General features: G+C 69.5%; 19 protein-coding genes. 9 read left to right on the top strand and 10 right to left on the bottom strand.

Annotated elements, in window-relative coordinates; translation table 11 throughout:
• Window positions 1–33 precede the first annotated feature (33 nt).
• A complete protein-coding gene (locus NBY69_RS29085) occupies window positions 34–948 on the bottom strand; it encodes a hypothetical protein (protein WP_250304870.1) in 915 nt (304 codons plus the stop codon).
• A gap of 79 nt (window positions 949–1,027) precedes the next feature.
• On the opposite strand from NBY69_RS29085, the gene NBY69_RS29080 reads away from it, so the two are divergent.
• The 4 genes from NBY69_RS29080 to recX all read left to right on the top strand — a co-directional run bounded on the left by NBY69_RS29080 (window position 1,028) and on the right by recX (window position 4,493).
• Complete coding sequence (locus NBY69_RS29080; RefSeq protein WP_250304869.1) at window positions 1,028–1,222, top strand: DUF3046 domain-containing protein; 195 nt, start codon at window positions 1,028–1,030, stop codon at window positions 1,220–1,222.
• A 203-nt stretch (window positions 1,223–1,425) separates the two neighbouring features.
• On the top strand, window positions 1,426–2,577 hold the full coding sequence (locus NBY69_RS29075; protein WP_284349590.1) for an AI-2E family transporter: 1,152 nt from the start codon (window positions 1,426–1,428) through the stop codon (window positions 2,575–2,577).
• A gap of 173 nt (window positions 2,578–2,750) precedes the next feature.
• The gene (gene recA / locus NBY69_RS29070) at window positions 2,751–3,881 is read left to right on the top strand and encodes a recombinase RecA (protein WP_250304868.1); all 1,131 of its coding nucleotides are present in this window, start codon (window positions 2,751–2,753) and stop codon (window positions 3,879–3,881) included.
• A 3-nt stretch (window positions 3,882–3,884) separates the two neighbouring features.
• Entirely contained in the window at window positions 3,885–4,493 is a 609-nt protein-coding gene (gene recX / locus NBY69_RS29065) for a recombination regulator RecX (RefSeq protein WP_250304867.1), read from the top strand.
• A gap of 231 nt (window positions 4,494–4,724) precedes the next feature.
• On the opposite strand, the gene NBY69_RS29060 is transcribed toward recX, so the two are convergent.
• From NBY69_RS29060 to NBY69_RS29030, 8 genes are all read right to left on the bottom strand, one after another.
• Window positions 4,725–5,111 (bottom strand): rhodanese-like domain-containing protein, encoded by a 387-nt coding sequence (locus tag NBY69_RS29060; RefSeq protein ID WP_250304866.1) that lies wholly within the window; start codon window positions 5,109–5,111, stop codon window positions 4,725–4,727.
• Complete coding sequence (locus NBY69_RS29055; protein WP_250304865.1) at window positions 5,108–5,671, bottom strand: cysteine dioxygenase; 564 nt, start codon at window positions 5,669–5,671, stop codon at window positions 5,108–5,110. Before NBY69_RS29055 ends, NBY69_RS29060 begins: the two co-directional genes overlap by 4 nt.
• Before the next feature lie 76 nt (window positions 5,672–5,747).
• Window positions 5,748–5,819 carry a putative leader peptide gene (locus NBY69_RS37700; protein ID WP_317852217.1) on the bottom strand — a complete coding sequence of 24 codons (72 nt, stop codon included), beginning with the start codon at window positions 5,817–5,819 and terminating at the stop codon, window positions 5,748–5,750.
• A gap of 47 nt (window positions 5,820–5,866) precedes the next feature.
• Window positions 5,867–7,465 carry an FAD-dependent monooxygenase gene (locus NBY69_RS29050; RefSeq protein WP_250304864.1) on the bottom strand — a complete coding sequence of 533 codons (1,599 nt, stop codon included), beginning with the start codon at window positions 7,463–7,465 and terminating at the stop codon, window positions 5,867–5,869.
• Between the two features lie 262 nt (window positions 7,466–7,727).
• On the bottom strand, window positions 7,728–8,603 hold the full coding sequence (locus NBY69_RS29045; RefSeq protein ID WP_250304863.1) for an amino acid ABC transporter permease: 876 nt from the start codon (window positions 8,601–8,603) through the stop codon (window positions 7,728–7,730).
• Entirely contained in the window at window positions 8,600–9,247 is a 648-nt protein-coding gene (locus NBY69_RS29040) for an amino acid ABC transporter permease (protein WP_250304862.1), read from the bottom strand. The genes NBY69_RS29045 and NBY69_RS29040 overlap by 4 nt, the downstream gene beginning before the upstream one ends.
• 106 nt (window positions 9,248–9,353) lie before the next feature.
• Window positions 9,354–10,274 carry a glutamate ABC transporter substrate-binding protein gene (locus NBY69_RS29035; protein WP_250304861.1) on the bottom strand — a complete coding sequence of 307 codons (921 nt, stop codon included), beginning with the start codon at window positions 10,272–10,274 and terminating at the stop codon, window positions 9,354–9,356.
• Between the two features lie 35 nt (window positions 10,275–10,309).
• Window positions 10,310–11,095, bottom strand: a complete 786-nt coding sequence (locus tag NBY69_RS29030; RefSeq protein WP_250304860.1) for an amino acid ABC transporter ATP-binding protein — start codon at window positions 11,093–11,095, stop codon at window positions 10,310–10,312.
• A gap of 300 nt (window positions 11,096–11,395) precedes the next feature.
• On the opposite strand from NBY69_RS29030, the gene NBY69_RS29025 reads away from it, so the two are divergent.
• Window positions 11,396–12,091 (top strand): response regulator transcription factor, encoded by a 696-nt coding sequence (locus NBY69_RS29025; RefSeq protein WP_250304859.1) that lies wholly within the window; start codon window positions 11,396–11,398, stop codon window positions 12,089–12,091.
• 15 nt (window positions 12,092–12,106) lie between these two features.
• Entirely contained in the window at window positions 12,107–13,501 is a 1,395-nt protein-coding gene (locus NBY69_RS29020) for a HAMP domain-containing sensor histidine kinase (protein WP_250304858.1), read from the top strand.
• A 42-nt stretch (window positions 13,502–13,543) separates the two neighbouring features.
• On the opposite strand, the gene NBY69_RS29015 is transcribed toward NBY69_RS29020, so the two are convergent.
• Window positions 13,544–14,539 (bottom strand): TAXI family TRAP transporter solute-binding subunit, encoded by a 996-nt coding sequence (locus NBY69_RS29015; protein WP_250304857.1) that lies wholly within the window; start codon window positions 14,537–14,539, stop codon window positions 13,544–13,546.
• Window positions 14,540–14,741: 202 nt separating this feature from the next.
• Here NBY69_RS29015 and NBY69_RS29010 point away from each other — a divergent pair, with 202 nt between their 5' ends.
• From NBY69_RS29010 to NBY69_RS29000, 3 genes are all read left to right on the top strand, one after another.
• The gene (locus NBY69_RS29010) at window positions 14,742–15,401 is read left to right on the top strand and encodes a CBS domain-containing protein (RefSeq protein ID WP_250304856.1); all 660 of its coding nucleotides are present in this window, start codon (window positions 14,742–14,744) and stop codon (window positions 15,399–15,401) included.
• Between the two features lie 105 nt (window positions 15,402–15,506).
• Complete coding sequence (gene miaB / locus NBY69_RS29005) at window positions 15,507–17,009, top strand: tRNA (N6-isopentenyl adenosine(37)-C2)-methylthiotransferase MiaB (RefSeq protein WP_250304855.1); 1,503 nt, start codon at window positions 15,507–15,509, stop codon at window positions 17,007–17,009.
• Between the two features lie 166 nt (window positions 17,010–17,175).
• A complete protein-coding gene (locus NBY69_RS29000) occupies window positions 17,176–17,886 on the top strand; it encodes a class III extradiol dioxygenase subunit B-like domain-containing protein (RefSeq protein ID WP_250304854.1) in 711 nt (236 codons plus the stop codon).
• The last annotated feature ends 103 nt before the right edge of the window (window positions 17,887–17,989 follow it).

The following is a 17,989-nucleotide window of genomic DNA, read 5'->3' as shown; positions in this document are numbered from 1 at the left end:
TGACCGGCGGGCACCCTCCCGCCGCGTGATGCGTCAGACGACGGCGCGTCCGTGGGCCCGTAGCGTCAGCAGCGCCTGGATCGTCACCATCGGCCGCGCTTCGAACTGCGTCCCCGGCGCCCAGGAGCGCCAGTTGACCGGCCAGCCGCCGTCCTGCCCTTGTTCGTCCGCGAGGTGGTCCAGGGAGCGGCTCATCTCGTCGTCCGTGAACCAGCCACGCGCGAGCGAGCCCGGCACGCGCGCGTAGTCGTGCGGGAAGTGCTGCTCGCCGGGTGCGTACCCCGGGGCTACCGGGTACGACGCACGGTCCTGCGGGTCCAGCACGGCCAGCCGCTGCTCCCGTACCTGCCTGCCCAGCCGGTCGGCGGCGGCCTCGGCCCGTGACCGGTCGGGGACACCGTCCAGGAAGGCGACCGCGGCCTGGATCTCGTATGGATGGGAACTCTCCAGGGCGTCGACCGCCGTCCAGCAGAAGTCGGTCGCCCGGAAGAGCCAGGCGTGCCACACCTCGTTGCGGTGCAGCAGCCCCACCACGGGGCCGGTCGCGAGGAGCTCGCTCGGCGGGTCGTCGACGACCGGGATGAAGGGCGCGCACGGATAACCGCGCTGGGAAGGGTGGACCGCGGGCAGCGCACCGTCCCTGGTGGACACCTCGGTCAGATAACGGCAGACCCGCTCCACGCGCATACCCCCGCAGCGCCCCACGGAGTCGAGCACGTGCAGCGCGTGCGCGGTGTGCAGCGGCTGGCTGACCGGGCCGCGGAGATCGGGTTCGAGGGCGTGGCCGAAGCCGCCGTCCTCGTTGAGATAGGCGGCGAGAGCGGCGTCGACGGCGTCGGCCCGCCCGTCGAGGAAGTGGTACGCGAACCGCCGCTGTTCGAGCACCCGGGCCGTCAGCCAGATGAAGTGCTCGGCGCGTGCGAGAGAAGATGCTCCGGTTCCAGCCATGTTCCGACGGTAGAGCGCGAAGCGCCCAGGACAAGGGCGACGGGCAGGGCTGCACTCCCAGGGGCTGGATACTGAACTCATGCGGTTGACGATTTTCTGGGAACGGATGGCGGAACACTTCGGCGAGGGGTACGCCGATTCGTTCGCCCGGGACCATGTGATGGCAGAGCTCGGCGGACGTACGGTGCACGAGGCACTGGCCGCGGGCTGGGAGACGAAGGACGTCTGGCGGGGTGTCTGCACGGCGGTCGGGATTCCCGAGGACAAACGCTGAGGGCCGCCGACCAGGAGGGCGGGCGGCCGGGTGCCGCGCGGGTAGGCGAGACTGGGCCCGTGGCACCGACCGATGAGACTGCCGAGGACCAGATGACCGCGGACGAGACCGCCGAGGACCGGACGACCGGGGAAGCGACTCCGCCCGGGACTTCGCCGTCCGCAGGCCGCACGACGGCGGCGGGTCCGGCGCGTGCGGCGCAGATGCCCCGCTGGCTGCCCAAGGCGATGGTGCTCGCGCTCGCGCTCGTCGCCTGCTTCCAACTGGGCAGCTGGGCCTTCTACCAGCTCATCGGGCTGCTCACCAATATCCTCATCGCGTTCTTCCTGGCGCTCGCGGTCGAACCGGCCGTGGGGCGGATGGCGGCGCGCGGTATGCGGCGCGGCCTCGCCACCTTTCTGGTCTTCTTCGGAGTGGCGCTCGCCTCGGCCGGGTTCATCTTCCTGCTCGGCTCGATGCTGGCCGGACAGATCGTGGACATGGTCGAGGAGTTCCCCAAGTACCTCGACTCGGTGATCAACTGGATCAACCACAGCTTCCACACCGAACTGTCACGGGTCCAGGTCCAGGACAGCCTGCTCCACTCGGACTGGCTGCAGAAGTACGTCCAGAACAGTGCGAGCGGTGTGCTCGATGTCTCGACCACCGTGCTGGGCGGCCTCTTCCGGCTGCTGACGATCTTCCTGTTCGCCTTCTACCTCGCGGCCGACGGACCGCGGCTGCGGCGCGCGCTGTGCTCCGTGCTGCCGCCGTCGAAGCAGGCCGAGGTGTTGCGGGCCTGGGAGATCGCCGTCGACAAGACCGGCGGCTACCTCTACTCGCGCGGCGTGATGGCCCTGGTCTCCGGGGTCGCCCACTACGTCCTGCTGGTCGCGCTGGGCGTGCCGTACGCCCCCGCGCTGGCGCTGTGGGTCGGACTGATCTCCCAGTTCATCCCGACCATCGGCACGTATCTGGCGGGCGCTCTGCCCATGCTGCTCGCCTTTACGGTCAACCCCTGGTACGCGCTGTGGGTGCTGGTCTTCGTGGTGGTCTACCAGCAGTTCGAGAATTATCTGCTCCAGCCGAAGCTCACGGCGAAGGCCGTCGACATCCATCCGGCCGTGGCCTTCGGCTCGGTCATCGCGGGGACCGCGCTGCTGGGCGCGGTCGGAGCACTGATCGCGATTCCGGCGGTGGCGACGCTCCAGGCGTTCCTGGGTGCCTATGTGCGGCGGTACGACGTGACGGACGACCCGCGCGTCCACGGCAGGCGTCGGCTCAGGGACGCTGTCCCGATGCCCGCGCGGGTGCGTGATTCGGTCTTCGCGGGACGGGTGCCACCCCCGGGGAACAGCGGCGACGACAGCGTCTGAGCGGCCGTGTGGTGCGCTTGACACCGAAATCGAACATCCATTCTCATGGGATTTCGGCCCGGGTGCTCGGATGAGTTGTCCACAGGCCGGACGGGCGTCGGGGCCCATTGTCAGTGGCAGGGGTTAGCGTCTGTGACGTGAAGCGATCGACACAAGCAAATCGGGTGGAACCCATGGCAGGTAACGACCGCGAGAAGGCGTTGGACGCCGCTCTCGCACAGATTGAACGGCAATTCGGCAAGGGCGCGGTGATGCGCCTCGGCGAGCGGCCGAACGAACCCATCGAGGTCATCCCCACCGGATCGACCGCCCTCGATGTCGCTCTCGGCGTCGGCGGACTGCCGCGCGGCCGTGTGGTCGAGGTGTACGGCCCGGAGTCCTCCGGCAAGACGACCCTGACGCTGCACGCGGTGGCCAATGCGCAGCGGCTCGGCGGTCAGGTGGCCTTCATCGACGCCGAACACGCCCTCGACCCCGAGTACGCGAAGAAGCTCGGCGTCGACATCGACAACCTCATCCTGTCCCAGCCGGACAACGGCGAGCAGGCGCTGGAGATCGTGGACATGCTGATCCGCTCCGGTGCGCTGGACCTGATCGTCATCGACTCCGTCGCGGCCCTGGTGCCCCGTGCGGAGATCGAGGGTGAGATGGGCGACTCGCACGTGGGTCTGCAGGCCCGGCTGATGAGCCAGGCGCTCCGTAAGATCACCAGTGCGCTGAACCAGTCCAAGACCACCGCGATCTTCATCAACCAGCTCCGCGAGAAGATCGGTGTGATGTTCGGCTCCCCGGAGACCACGACCGGTGGCCGGGCGCTGAAGTTCTACGCCTCGGTGCGTCTCGACATCCGTCGGATCGAGACGCTGAAGGACGGCACCGACGCGGTCGGTAACCGCACCCGTGTGAAGGTCGTCAAGAACAAGGTCGCGCCGCCCTTCAAGCAGGCCGAGTTCGACATCCTCTACGGCCAGGGCATCAGCCGCGAGGGCGGCCTGATCGACATGGGCGTGGAGAACGGCTTCGTCCGCAAGGCGGGCGCCTGGTACACGTACGAGGGCGATCAGCTCGGCCAGGGCAAGGAGAACGCCCGTAACTTCCTGAAGGACAACCCCGATCTCGCCAATGAGATCGAGAAGAAGATCCTGGAGAAGCTGGGCGTCGGTGTCAGGCCGGAGGACGCGGCGGCCGAGTCGGCTCCTGCGGACGCCGCGGGTGCCCCGGCGGGCGACGAGACCGGGAAGACGGTTCCGGCTCCGGCCGGCGGCAAGGCCAAGACGGCCAAGACCGCCGCGGCCAAGAGCTAGCTCATGGTCCGGAGAACCGAATGGCCGGGGGCCACGGACTCCGAGGTCAGGGACGCGCAAGGGCCACCGACGGGGCAGCGGCAGCAGCGGGAGCCGCAGGCGTCGAAGCCCCAGGATCCGGCTGAGCAGGCGCGGGCGATCTGCCTGCGCCTGCTCACCGGGACCGCGCGTACCCGTAAGCAGCTGGCCGATGCGCTGCACAAGCGGGACATCCCTGACGAGGTCTCCGACGAGGTGCTGTCCCGCTTCGAGGAGGTCGGACTCATCAATGACGCGGCTTTCGCCGACGCCTGGGTGGAGTCGCGGCACCATGGACGAGGGCTGGCCCGACGGGCGCTCGCGCGGGAGCTCCGTACCAAAGGGGTGGACTCGGCACTCATCGACGAGGCCGTCGGACAGCTCGACTCCGAGCGGGAAGAGGAGACGGCCCGCGAGCTGGTCGGACGCAGACTCCGCTCGACGCGTGGCCTCGACCGCGACAAACGGATGCGTCGGCTCGCGGGCATGCTCGCCCGCAAGGGATACCCGGAAGGAATGGCCCTGCGGGTGGTCCGGCGGGCGCTGGAGGAGGAGGGCGAGGACGTGGAGGACCTGGAACACGGGGAGTTCTGAGCAGGGAAGTTCTGAACAGGGGAGTTCTGGACAAGGGGTCTGGACAAGGGGGAGTCCCAAGACCGGTGGGCCTGACCGATCGACACCACTGACCGGCCCGACCTACCGACGCAGCAGACCTGCCGACGTAACCGGCCGACCGACGTAGCCGTAGCCGACCTGCCGACGTAACCGGCCGACCGACGTAGCCGTAGCCGACCTGCCGACGTAACCGGCCGGTGCACGGGGAGGTCAGTTGTCGACCGGGAGTCCTGCGGCGCGCCAGGCCTGGAACCCGCCGATCAGATCCGTCGCCCGGTGCAGTCCCAGCTGTCGCAGGGATGCCGCGGCGAGGGACGACGCGTATCCCTCGTTGCAGATCACCACGGCCCGCAGATCGTGGCCGGTGGCTTCCGCCGCCCGATGGCTGCCCTGCGGATCGAGTCGCCATTCCAGCTCGTTGCGCTCGACGACCAGGGCCCCGGGGATCAGCCCGTCCCGCTCGCGCAGTTCCGCGTACCGGATGTCCACCAGCAGGGCCCCGTCCCGCGCGGCGTCCAGCGCCTCCTGCGGTCCGAGCCGGTCGAGACCGGCCCGGACCTTCTCCAGCAGCTCGTCGATGGAGACCGGCCCGCTCATTCCCACTCCCCGGGCAGCTCCACCTGCTCAAGACGGAGCAGCGGACCGTTGCGGCTGTACCGACGCATCAGCGGCAGCGGCGGATAGTAGGCGTGCGCCGAGACCGCGTGCTCGGCCGTGGACTCGTTGAGCACCTGGTGCACATGGTGTGCCCCGAAGGCCCGGCCGTCGCCGGGCGTCAACTGCCGGGTGCGGTCGACCCCTTCGGCCAGCTCCAGGGTCTTCCAGCCTTCGGTGGGCAGTCGTACGGCCAGCGAGTCCTCCGTGAGCGTGCCGGCAGCTGTGGCAAAAGCACCCTGCGAGCCGCCGTGGTCGTGCCAGCCGGTGCCGGTACCGGGCGGCCAGCCGATCAGCCAGGCCTCGCTCCCACCGGGTCCGTCCAGCCGGATCCAGCTGCGGCCCTCCGGATCGAGGGGGAGCGAGGCGATGAGACCGGAGTCGGCGGCGGTCCGGCGTACGAAGTCGAGCAGTTCGGCCGCAGTGGGTGCCGCAGTGGGTGCCGCAGTGGGTGCCGAGGGGCGTGCGGGCGTGGGGACAGGAAGAGGCGCGGAGGGAGACATGGTGACCGTCCGGAATGGTTCGCGAGGGCGTGCGGCAGCGCTGCAGCGCGGTGCGGGCACGAGGGAGAGAGGCGAATCAGCAGGACGGGCGACACATGCAGCCCGCATAGCGGACGAGGTCCATATGGACCCTCCGCCACAGGCGCACATCGGTGTCGGTCACGCTCCGCAGTACACCATGTGCGCCAGTGACGGTCAATTGACGTCTGCGGTGCTCTCCTCCCGTACCGCTGTGGCGCCGCCCCCGCGCACCGCGTCGGCGGCTGCGTAGAGTTCAGCGGGGCGTACCCCGTTGAAGGCGGCCACCAGATGGCCGTCGGGACGTACCAGCAGCACGGTGTGTGCCGACGCCCCCGGGTACGTCTCGGCCACCAGGAGTTCACCCTTCACCGGCAGCGCGGTCACCGCGGCGGCCAGGCGCGGCATCACGCCTGCGGTCAGCCAGTGCCGACGGTCCCACACCCCCGTACCGGGGGCGACCAGCACCACCAACAGGCCGTGTCCGAGGCGCTCACGCAGCCGTACGGTGTTGCCGTCCGGCGCGGTCACCCGTACATCGGCGACGGGCCCACCGGCCTCGGTGCCGACGGCCGTTCGGGAGGGGGTGGGCGCGGGTGCGAGGGGGGAGCGGTCGTACACCGGGGGTGCGCCCAGCGCGCCACTTCCCAGATGGCCGTCCGCGAGAAGCGCGTCGTGACCTCGGGCGCTACCGGGCAGATACGCTCGCAGCCCACCGCCACCACGCAGTATCGGCAGCGACTGGTCGGCGGCGCGCAGCCGTGCGGCCACCTGGGTGCGGCGCTCGGCCTGGTAGCTGTCGAGCAGCAGCTCCGAAGCGCCGTGATGCCAGGCCAGCGCAAGTTTCCAGGCGAGGTTGTCGGCGTCCCGCAGCCCCTCGTCGAGCTCCTGGGTGCCGAGCGCCCCGAGCAGATGCGCGGCGTCCCCCGCGAGGAACGCCCTGCCCACCCGCCAGGACCGGGCCAGCCGGTGGTGCAGCGTGTACACACCGGTGTCGATCAGCTCGTACGGAGGTGTCTCACCGCACCAGCCCGCCAGGGCGGCCCGTACGCGGGCCACCAGTGCCTCGGGGGTGACCAGTTCGGCGCGTGGGGGCAGCAGCCAGTCGATCCGCCAGACATCGTCCGGCAGCGGACGGGCCGTCACTTCCTCGCCGCCGGTGCGCCACGGCGGCATCCGGTGCAGAAGTGCCTCGCCGGGCCACGGCAGTTCGGCGCGCAGTGCGGCGACCGCGTGCCGCTCCACCGCCGTGCGGCCGGGGAAACGGATGTCGAGCAGCTTGCGGACGGTGGACCGGGCGCCGTCGCACCCGACCAGATAGCTGCCCCGCCACCACGTGGCCTGCGGGTCGTCGGTGTGCACGGTGATGCCGCTGCGGTCCTGTTCGACCGTGTCGACCCGGCTGCGGTGAACCAGCTTCACGAGCTTCTGCTCGGCGACCGCGGCCCGCAGCCCACGGGTGAGGGCGTGCTGCGGAAGGTGCAGCGGCGAGGGCTCGCCCGCCCCGAACTCGTCGAAGTCGACATGTTGCGTCTGCTGATTGCGCCTGATGGACCGCCAGGCGGCCCAACGGGCAGCCTCGTCGGGAGCGACGGCACCCCCGACCCGCTCGATGAACGCGACGGTGTCGGGCCGCAGCACGACGGTGCGGGCCGGGCGCGGTTCGCCTTCGCCCGCACCCTCGTCGAGTACGACGGACGGGACGTCCTGCGCGGCGAGTGCCAGGGCCAGCGCGAGCCCGACGGGACCCGCGCCGACGACGATCACCGGGTCCACGATGCGGCTCCTCGCGCCCGTACGGAGAAGTGAATGATGGCAGGTTGAGCCCGGTGCACGATCACAGAACGTATGCAACCCACTGCGCGTGCTTGCGTCAAGTGACGAGGAGGGCAGGTGGGGCCGTATGCCCTGCTGAACGGGGTCGGTCCGGCCCAACGGGTGGTCCCGGGCACGAGAACGTGGCGCTCGGTCCGTCGGCTGACCGAGCGCCACATTTCGTACGACGACCGGCTGACCACCGGCCGAGGTGCCTACAGGCCTAGTCGGCCGCAGGAGGAGCCGTGATCTCCGACGGCGTGACCGGCTGGGCGGCCGGGGCCACCGTGATGCTCGTCCTGGCCCGGCGTCCACGCTTCTCGATCCAGGTGGCGAGCGCCGAGAGCAGCAGACACATCGCGATGTAGATGACACCGATCACGACGATCGTCGAGACGTACGGATACTGGCCGTCGACCGGGGTGTTGGCCGCGATCAGCCGTGCGGTCGCGAGGAGTTCGGGGTACAGGATGATGTAGCCGAGCGACGTGTCCTTGAGCGTGACCACCAGCTGGCTGATGATCGTCGGCAGCATCGCACGGATCGCCTGCGGCAGCAGCACGCTCACCATGACCTGCGTCTTGTTCAGACCCAGCGCGTAGGCGGCCTCGCGCTGCCCCTTCGGTACGGAGTTGATGCCCGCCCTGAGGACCTCGGCCTGGACACAGCCGTTGTAGATCGACAGCCCCAGCGCCAGCGCCCACATCGAGTAGTCGGTGAGGAAGCCGACCCAGATCGCGTAGATGGTGATCAGCAGCGGGATGGAGCGGAACAGCTCGATGAACGCGGTGGCCAGCCAGCGGATCGGGCGGTGGTCGGAGAGCCGGCCGACGACCAGGACCAGACCCAGCACGATCGATCCGACCGCGGCCAGACCGAAGGCCTTCAGCGTTGCCACCAGGGCGTCGGCGATGTTCTGCCGGATGCCCGCGTAGTTGAAGATGTCCCACATGCCGCCGGCGAGGTCGCCCTTGTCGGCGAGCCGCATGATGCTGACGACGAGCAGCGCGAGGATGGCCACGCTGCCGATGACGGCGTAGATACGGTTGCGGACGACGGCCTTGGGGCCCGGCGCGTCGTACAGCACGCTGGCACTCATCGTGCGACCTCCATACGGCGCTCTACCAGGCGGAAGACACCGCTGATGGCGAAGGTGATGACCAGGTAGCCGAGGGCGACCCAGAGGAAGATGGGCGCGATGCCGTAGCCCCGGTCACTCAAGGTCTTCTGCCAGCCGAAGAGTTCGGTGACGCTGAAGGCACCGGCGATCGCCGAGTTCTTGGTGAGCGCGATGATGATGCTGCTCAGCGGTGCGATGACGGTTCGGGTCGCCTGCGGCAGAACGATCATCTGCAAGGTCTGGAAGAAGCTCATCCCGAGCGAACGGGCTGCCTCGGCCTGACCGAGCGGGACCGTACCGATGCCGGACCTGACGGCTTCGCAGACGAAGGACGAGGTGTAGAAACCGAGCGCGAGCGAGGCGAGCACGAAGGGGCTCATGCCCGGGAAGAGGATCTCGGGGACCACGAAGGTGGCGACGAGGAACAGCAGAGTCAACGGGGTGTTGCGCAGAAGTGTGACCCAGGCCGTTCCGAAGAACCGCAGCGGGGGCACAGGCGATACCCGGAACCCGGCGATGACGATGCCGAGCACCAGGGCGATAACCGAACTGACGGCGGTGATCGACACGGTTCCTATGAAGCCGTCGCGGAACGCCGGAAAGTTGTCGAGCAGTACGTTCATGAGGTCTCCGCGTCGGCGGGCAGCGGCTGGAAGACAAGGGGCGCGGCGCCCCGTACCCGGGTACGGGGCGCTTCAGCGCGAAGGGAGGCGGCGGGTCGGACGCTGATCAGTAGCGCTCGACGGCCGGCGGTGCGACGTAGGCGGAGCCGGACAGGCCGAGCGTCGCCTCGTAGATCTTCTTGTACGTGCCGTCCTTGACGTGGTTCTCGATCGACGTGTCGATGAAGTCACGGAGGGCCTTGTCGCCCTTGCTCAGGCCGACGCCGTAGGGCTCCTGGGTGAACGGCTGGCCGATCACCTTGAGCTTCTTCGGGTTCTGCGCCGCGTACCCCTTGAGGATCGCGTCGTCGGTGGTGACCGCGTCGACCTGCTTGGTCAGCAGTTCCTGGACGCAGTCGGAGTACTTGGCGAGCTCGGTGGTCTTGGCTCCGTACTTGGGCTTCTTGATCTCCTCAAGAGGCGTCGAGCCCTTGATCGAGCAGACCTTCTTGCCCTTCAGCGCGGTGGGTCCGGTGATACCCGTCTCGTCCTTGCGGACGAGCAGGTCCGCGCCGGCCTTGTAGTACGGGCCCGCGAACCCGACGAGCTTCTTGCGCTCGTCGTTGATGGTGTACGTACCGACGAAGTAGTCGACCTGACCCTTGGAGATCGCGGTCTCGCGGATGCCGGAGTCCACCGTCTTCCACTCGATCTGGTCCTTGCTGAAGCCGAGGTCGGCAGCGACCATCCTGGCGAGCTCGACGTCGAAGCCGGAGCGCTCCTTCGTCGACTGGTCCTCGAAGCCGAGGTACGGCTGGTCGGCCTTGGCGCCGATGACCAGCTTGCCGCGCTTCTGGGCCGCCTTGAGCGTCGGAGAGTCCAGAGTGACGTTCTTCGCGACCGTGTAGGCCGGGAGCTTGGGAGCGTCCTTGCCACCGGCCGGGTTGGCGGCCTGGTCGCCGGCGGAGCCCGACTTCCCGCCGCAGGCGGTTCCGGTGAGGGCGAGGACGGCGATCGTCGCGAAGGCAGCGGACTTGCGGAACTTCATGGTGAACATCCCTTTTTTCGTCAGGCTCTGGAGCGTCAGTGGTGCAGGATCTTCGACAGGAAGTCCTTGGCGCGGTCACTGCGGGGGTTGCTGAAGAACTGGTCCGGGACGGCCTCTTCGACGATCTTTCCGTCGGCCATGAAGACGACCCGGTTGGCAGCGGAGCGCGCGAAGCCCATCTCGTGCGTGACGACCACCATCGTCATGCCGTCACGCGCCAGCTGCTGCATGACCTCCAGGACCTCGTTGATCATCTCGGGGTCGAGCGCCGAAGTGGGCTCGTCGAAGAGCATGACCTTGGGGTCCATCGCCAACGCCCGTGCGATCGCGACGCGTTGCTGCTGGCCGCCGGAGAGCTGCGAGGGGTACTTGTCGGCCTGTGTGCCGACACCCACCCGGTCGAGCAGCGCACGCGCCTTGTCCTCGGCGGCTTTCTTGTCGGTCTTGCGCACCTTGACCTGGCCCAGCATCACGTTCTGCAGAACCGTCTTGTGTGCGAAGAGGTTGAACGACTGGAAGACCATGCCGACGTCGGCGCGGAGCCTGGCCAGCTCGCGGCCCTCCTGGGGCAGCGGCTTCCCGTCAATGGTGATCGTGCCGGAGTCCACTGTCTCCAGGCGGTTGATGGTGCGGCACAGTGTGGACTTGCCGGACCCCGAGGGTCCGATGACGACCACGACCTCGCCACCGGCGATGGTCAGGTCGATGTCCTGGAGCACATGCAGCGCGCCGAAGTGCTTATTGACGTTGCTCAGTACGACCAGGTCGTCCGACACCGGTACAGAGTCTTCGGCGGACTTGGTCACTGGCACTCCGCTCATCGGCTGTTCGCTCCGTCCTCCTCGACCGCAAGGGCGGTCGTGGTTGGAAGGACAGTAATGAGACGTCACTACCAGCGTCATTACATCTGAGCGGAAATTGAGCATCACGATCTGGTTGCACGTGGGCACGGACCGGCCACTCCACGTGAACGAGTTCACGATCGGAATACCGGGTGCGTAACGGAACCCCCTCGGCGGGGGAAAGGGTCTTGACTGGTGCGGCGGCCATCGGCGTGGATGCCTGAGTACCTGTGGAAGATGGGTAGGTACGCCAGCGGACCGCAAACCGGTAGGGGGCTCATGAGACTGCTGCTCGTCGAGGACGACAACCACGTGGCCGCCGCCCTGTCCGCCGTACTGGCCAGGCACGGCTTCAAGGTCGTGCACGCCCGTAACGGCGAAGAGGCGCTACGGGCCCTGCTGCCCGCGGAGCAGGAGCCCTTCGGTGTCATCCTGCTCGACCTCGGGTTGCCCGACCTGGACGGGTACGAGGTCTGCGGCAAGATCCGCAAGCGCACCGCGACCCCGGTGATCATGGTGACGGCCCGCGCCGACGTGCGCTCCCGGATCCACGGGCTGAACCTCGGCGCCGACGACTACGTCGTCAAGCCGTACGACACGGGAGAACTGCTCGCCCGTATCCACGCCGTCAGCAGGCGCAAGACCGCAGGTGAGGACACCGGACCGATTCCGGCGGCAGCCCTGCGCGTCGGACCCGTCGAGATCCAGCTGCCCAACCGCCGGGTCAGCGTCGAGGGCAGCGAGATCCAGCTGACCCGCAAGGAGTTCGATCTGCTCGCGCTGCTCGCCCAGCGGCCCGGTGTGGTCTTCCGCCGGGAACAGATCATCAGCGAGGTGTGGCAGACCAGTTGGGAAGGGACCGGCCGCACCCTTGAGGTGCACGTCGCCTCCCTGCGTTCCAAACTGCATCTGCCCGCGCTGATCGAGACCGTGCGCGGCGTCGGCTACCGCCTCGTCGTCCCGGCCTCGGCCTGAGGCGCGTAACGGACCGTGCGCGCCCGGCTGCTTCCGCTGCTCATCGTCCTCATGGCCGGTGTGCTGCTCGCGCTCGGATTCCCGCTCGCGGTGAGCGTGGCCGCCGCCGAGCAGCAGAAAGTGGTCGTCGACCGGATCGACGACACCGCACGCATAGCGGAGGAAGCCCAGTTCGTCACCGAGATACCGGCCAGCGAGCAGGAGCGGCACGACACGCTCCAGGAGGAACTCGACCGGTACCGGGCGGTGTACGGGATCCAGGCAGGCGTCTTCTACCGCGACCGCCTGGCCATGGCGTCGGCCCCGCAGTCCTGGTCGGTACCGTCCGTCGGCGACGGCCGAACCGCCTTCGAGGAGGCGCTCGCCGGGCGGCGCAGCCGCGACCCCGGCCAGGTCTGGCCCTGGGAGCGCGGACGGCTCCTGGTCGCTTCGCCCGTCGTGCGGAACGGCGATGTGATCGCCGTGGTGGTCACCGACTCGCCGACCGGCCAGATGCGTTCACGTATCGTGCGCGGCTGGCTCGTGATCGCGGCCGGTGAGGCAGCCGCGATGCTGCTCGCGGTGGGGGCCGCGATCCGGCTCACCGGGTGGGTGCTGCTCCCGGTGCGGACCCTGGACGCCGCCACGCACGGCATCGCGACCGGGCTGATGAAATCGAGAGTGGCACCCGGTGGCGGCCCGCCGGAACTCCGCCGTCTGGCACGCTCGTTCAACGAGATGGCGGACAACGTCGAGGATGTGCTGGAGCAACAGCGCGCCTTCGTCGCCGACGCCTCCCACCAGCTGCGCAACCCCCTTGCCGCGCTGCTGCTGCGGATCGAGCTGCTCGCCTTCGAACTTCCCGAGGGCAACGAGGAGATCGCCTCCGTGCGTACGGAGGGCAAGCGCCTCGGTCAGGTGCTCGACGACCTGCTCGACCTCGCCCTCGCCGAGCACACCGCTGCCGAGCTGCGGGTCACCGACATCGCCGGGCTGGCAGCCGAGCGGGTCGCCTCCTGGCGTCCGGTCGCCGAGAGCAAGGGTGTCCGGATCGCCGAACAGGGCGCCCCCGCCGTGACCGCGTGGGCCGATCCCGTCGCGCTCTCCAGCGCCCTCGACGCCGTGATCGACAACGCGCTCAAGTTCACGCCCGAGGGGGAGGAAGTGAAGGTCACGGTCGCCTCTCACGGCTCCTCCTCCCGGATCACCGTCGCGGACGGTGGACCCGGACTCGGCCCGGACGAACTCGCCCGGATCGGCGACCGGTTCTGGCGCAGCAACCGGCACCAGAACGTCAAGGGCTCGGGCCTGGGCCTGTCCATCTCACGGGCGTTGCTCACCGCGGGCGGGGGCACGATCTCGTACGAACAGAACGAGCCGCACGGACTGCGGGTGACCGTGACGGTCCCGCGGATGTCCCCGCACCCCTGAGGCCGTTCCCGGTCGCGGCCCGGTGCGGAGTCGGGCCGGTGATCAAGGCTTGACGGACCGGTAGTAGCGGCGCGCACCCTCGTGCAGTTTCAGCGGGTCCGTGTAGATCGCGGTCCGGACGTCAACCAGTTGGGCCGCGTGCACCTGGCGTCCGATGCGGTCGCGGCTGAGGATCACGCTGCGGGTGAAGCCCTCGGTGAGCTTGGCGTCCTCCCGGTCCGTGGTGACCAGTACGTTCGCGACCGCGATGGTGGAAACCGGACCGCCGTTGCGGGCCTGGCGGTAGGCGTCGGCGGGCATGACGGCCGAGCGGTAGTAACGCGTGGTGCCACCGGCCGCGTGCAGCTTCGTCACCAGGTCGTCGAGCGGAACCAGTCGGATCGGGTGGCGTGCGGCAAGGTCGCGCACCGCGTCGGTCGGCAGGCCGCCCGACCAGAAGAAGGCGTCGATCTTGCCGGATTCCAGCAGGCCGGGACTGGTGTCGATGCCGGCGGGCACCGGTGTGATGTCCTTCTGCGGATCGAGTCCGGCGGCCCGTAGCGTGCGCTCCGCTATCAGCCGTACGCCCGATCCGGGCTGCCCCACGGCCACCCGCTTGTGGCGCAGGTCGCGCGTGCGCTGCACGGTGGAACCGTCGTCCACGACGAGTTGCGCGTAGTCGTCGTAGAGCCGCGCGCAGCCCCGCAGTCGATCGGCACCCGGCTTGCCGTCCTCGACGTACTTTGCGATCGCGTCGGCAGTGGCGATGGTGAAGTCCGCCTTCCCGGTCGCCACGCGGGCGAGGTTCTGCTGCGAGCCCTCGCTCGGCTGCAGTTCGATACGGACACCGGGCAGATCGTGCGCCAGCGTGGGCTTGAGCAGTTGTCCGTAGAGCTGGTAGACGCCGGTCCGCACCCCGGTGCTGAAGGTCACGGAACCCCGCGGGGACGACGGCCCGATGGGCAGCAGCCACCACATCAGCAGTCCGGAGACCACCAGCACGGCAGCTGCTCCCTGGAGGGCGCGGCGGCGGCTGATGCGGGAGAGTGCCTTGAACATGCGCGCGATCCTGCCAGTTCACGCCCACCGAGGAACAGGGATGAGGCGCGGCGGCTTCGGACCCGGGGCCGGTCGGTGCGTATGCCGTCGGAATTATCAGGTCCGGATTGCGGCTGTCACTATGGAGTAACCGGACAGCAGACGATTGCTGCCGGAATGTGCCGCGGAGGACAGAGTGACGTCGGGTCGAAGTGTCGGACAGATGATGTCGACGGATGTCGTGCGGGTGCAGCGTGGGACATTCCTCAAGGAGATCGCCCGACTGCTCGCGGAGCACCACATCTCGGCCGTCCCGGTCGTGGACGACGAGGACCGTCCGGTCGGAGTCGTGTCGGAGGCCGATCTGCTCCGCAAACAGCTGGGGCTGACCGCACTGCTGCCCGCGTTCCGGCAGGAGGACGATCACCACCAGAAGACCGAGGCGACCACGGCCGAGGGGCTGATGACCAGCCCGGCGGTGGTCGCGCACCCGGACTGGACGATCGTCGAGGCGGGCTGGCTGATGCAGGCCCGGAGGGTCAAGCGGCTGCCGGTGGTCGACGGTGGCGGGCGGCTGGTCGGGGTGATCAGCCGCAGCGATCTGCTGCACGTCTTCCTCCGTCGCGACCGCGCGATACAGGAGGAAGTACTCGAAGGCGTGCTGACCCGGACCCTGGGACTGTCCCCGTCGGCGATCACGGTCGATGTCGCCGACGGCCATGTCACGCTCAGCGGCGTCGTCGACCGCCGGAGCGTGATCCCGACGGCGGTCCGCCTCTGCCGCGGTGTCGACGGCGTGGTGGATGTCTCCGAGCGGCTGACGTACGACGTCGACGACAGCCGCGCGACCGACGACAGCCGGACCCCGCACGAACGCCCGTAGCCGCGCTGTTCCACCGGGCCGCCGTGTCGCGGCCCTGCCGTGGCCGCGCCTGCCGCGTTCACGGCCGGGGCAGGAGCTTTCCCCGGTACCGCCTACCCTGGTGACATGACCGCGCAGGACGCCCTGAACCGAAGTTACGAGATCCGCACCTACGGCTGCCAGATGAATGTCCACGACAGCGAACGGCTGTCAGGACTTCTGGAGGACGCCGGGTACGTCCGCGCGCCGAAGGACGCGGACGGGGACGCCGATGTCGTCGTCTTCAACACGTGCGCGGTGCGGGAGAACGCAGACAACAAGCTGTACGGCAACCTCGGCCGGCTCGCCCCGATGAAGACCCAGCGGCCCGGCATGCAGATCGCGGTCGGTGGCTGCCTGGCCCAGAAGGACCGGGACACCATCGTCCGGCGGGCACCCTGGGTCGACGTCGTCTTCGGTACGCACAACATCGGCAAGCTGCCGGTACTGCTGGAGCGGGCCCGGATCCAGGGCGAGGCCCAGGTCGAGATCGCCGAATCCCTGGAGGCCTTCCCGTCCACGCTGCCCACCCGTCGCGAGAGCGCGTACGCCGCGTGGGTGTCGATCTCCGTCGGGTGCAACAACACCTGCACCTTCTGCATCGTCCCCGCCCTGCGCGGCAAGGAGAAGGACCGCAGGCCCGGCGACATCCTCGCCGAGATCGAGGCACTGGTCGACGAGGGCGTCTCCGAGGTGACGCTGCTCGGACAGAACGTCAACGCCTACGGCTCGGACATCGGTGACCGCGAGGCGTTCTCCAAGCTGCTGCGCGCCTGCGGGAAGATCGAGGGCCTCGAACGGGTCCGCTTCACCTCGCCGCACCCGCGTGACTTCACGGACGACGTGATCGCGGCCATGGCCGAGACGCCGAACGTGATGCCGCAGCTCCACATGCCGATGCAGTCCGGTTCGGACACGGTCCTGAAGGCGATGCGCCGTTCCTACCGGCAGGAGCGCTTCCTCGGGATCATCGACAAGGTGCGTGCCTCGATTCCGCACGCCGCGATCTCCACCGACATCATCGTGGGCTTCCCCGGCGAGACCGAGGAGGACTTCCAGCAGACCCTGCACGCGGTCCGCGAGGCGCGCTTCGCGCAGGCCTTCACCTTCCAGTACTCCAAGCGTCCGGGCACCCCGGCCGCCACCATGGACGGCCAGGTCCCCAAGGAGGTCGTGCAGGAGCGCTACATGCGGCTGTCGGCCCTCCAGGAGGAGATCTCCTGGGCGGAGAACAAGAAGCAGGTCGGCCGCACGCTGGACGTCATGGTCGCCGAGGGCGAAGGGCGCAAGGACGGCGCGACGCACCGGCTGTCCGGACGGGCGCCCGACAGCCGACTGGTGCACTTCACCAAGCCGGACGCCGAGGTGCGGCCCGGTGACGTGGTGACGGTGGAGATCACGTACGCGGCCCCGCACCATCTGCTGGCCGAAGGGCCGACCACGACGGTGCGGCGCACCCGCTCCGGGGACGCCTGGGAGAAGCGGACCGCCGCCGCGTCGGCGAAGCCCGCGGGTGTGATGCTCGGGCTGCCCGGCATCGGCGCACCGGCACCGCAGCCGGCCGCGACCGGGGGCTGTGGCTGCGACTGAGGCCCGGTCGCGGGCGGGCGGCGGTCCTCGCGTCGTGAGCCGCGCGGCCTCGCGTCGTCCGGTGTGCGCACCGTGACTCCGCCGTCTCCCGGGGTGCCATCCGGCCGGGCACGCGCCCGGTACAGCCCCTGTGGGCGGGTTGCCGCGGGTCGCTAGGCTGCGGGGCATGCTCGTAGCCGCCGCTGTCTGTCCCTGCCCACCGCTGCTCGTGCCCGAGGTGGCCGCCGGTGCGGCGCCCGAGCTCGACGGCGCGCGGGCCGCCTGCCTCGACGCGGTCGGGAGGCTCGCCGCGGCCCGGCCCGACCTGCTGATCGCCGTTGGCCCCACCGACGACCCCGGTCAGGGGCCCTATCCGCAGGGGGCCACCGGCTCCTTCAGAGGCTTCGGAGTGGACCTGGGAGTACGGCTGGGGGCCTCGGACACCGAGCCCGGACAGGAGCTTCCGCCGTCGTTGTCCGTGGCCGCGTGGCTGCTCGCCCGTGCCGAGTGGACGGCGGCGCCGGTGGAGGCGCTGGGCGTGACCGAAACACTCGCGACCGACCGTTGTCTGGCCGCCGGCCGGCAGCTCGCCGCCCGCGCCGAACGGGTCGCGCTCCTGGTGATGGGTGACGGCAGTGCCTGCCGCACACTGAAGGCCCCCGGCTACCTCGACGACCGCGCCACCGGGTTCGACGCGGACACCGCGCGGGCGCTGGGCGCGGCGGACACGGCCGCGCTGAAGACGCTGGACGCCACTCTCGCGTACGAGCTGAAGGCCGCGGGCCGCGCCCCCTGGCAGGTACTGGCAGGCGCCGCCGAGGGCACGGAACCGGGTGGACAACTGCTGTACGACGACGCCCCTTACGGCGTCGGGTACTCCGTCGCCGCCTGGGCCTAGCACCCGGTCCGGGCGGACGGACACACGCGGCGGGCGGACACATGCGGCGGGCGGACACATGCGGCGGGCGGCCGTGGAGCGCTGTGCTCCACGGCCGCCCGCC

The sequence above is a fragment of the Streptomyces sp. A 4/2 genome, from assembly GCF_940670765.1.
Lineage (GTDB): Bacteria > Actinomycetota > Actinomycetes > Streptomycetales > Streptomycetaceae > Streptomyces.
This window is presented reverse-complemented; position numbering and strand designations above follow the sequence as displayed.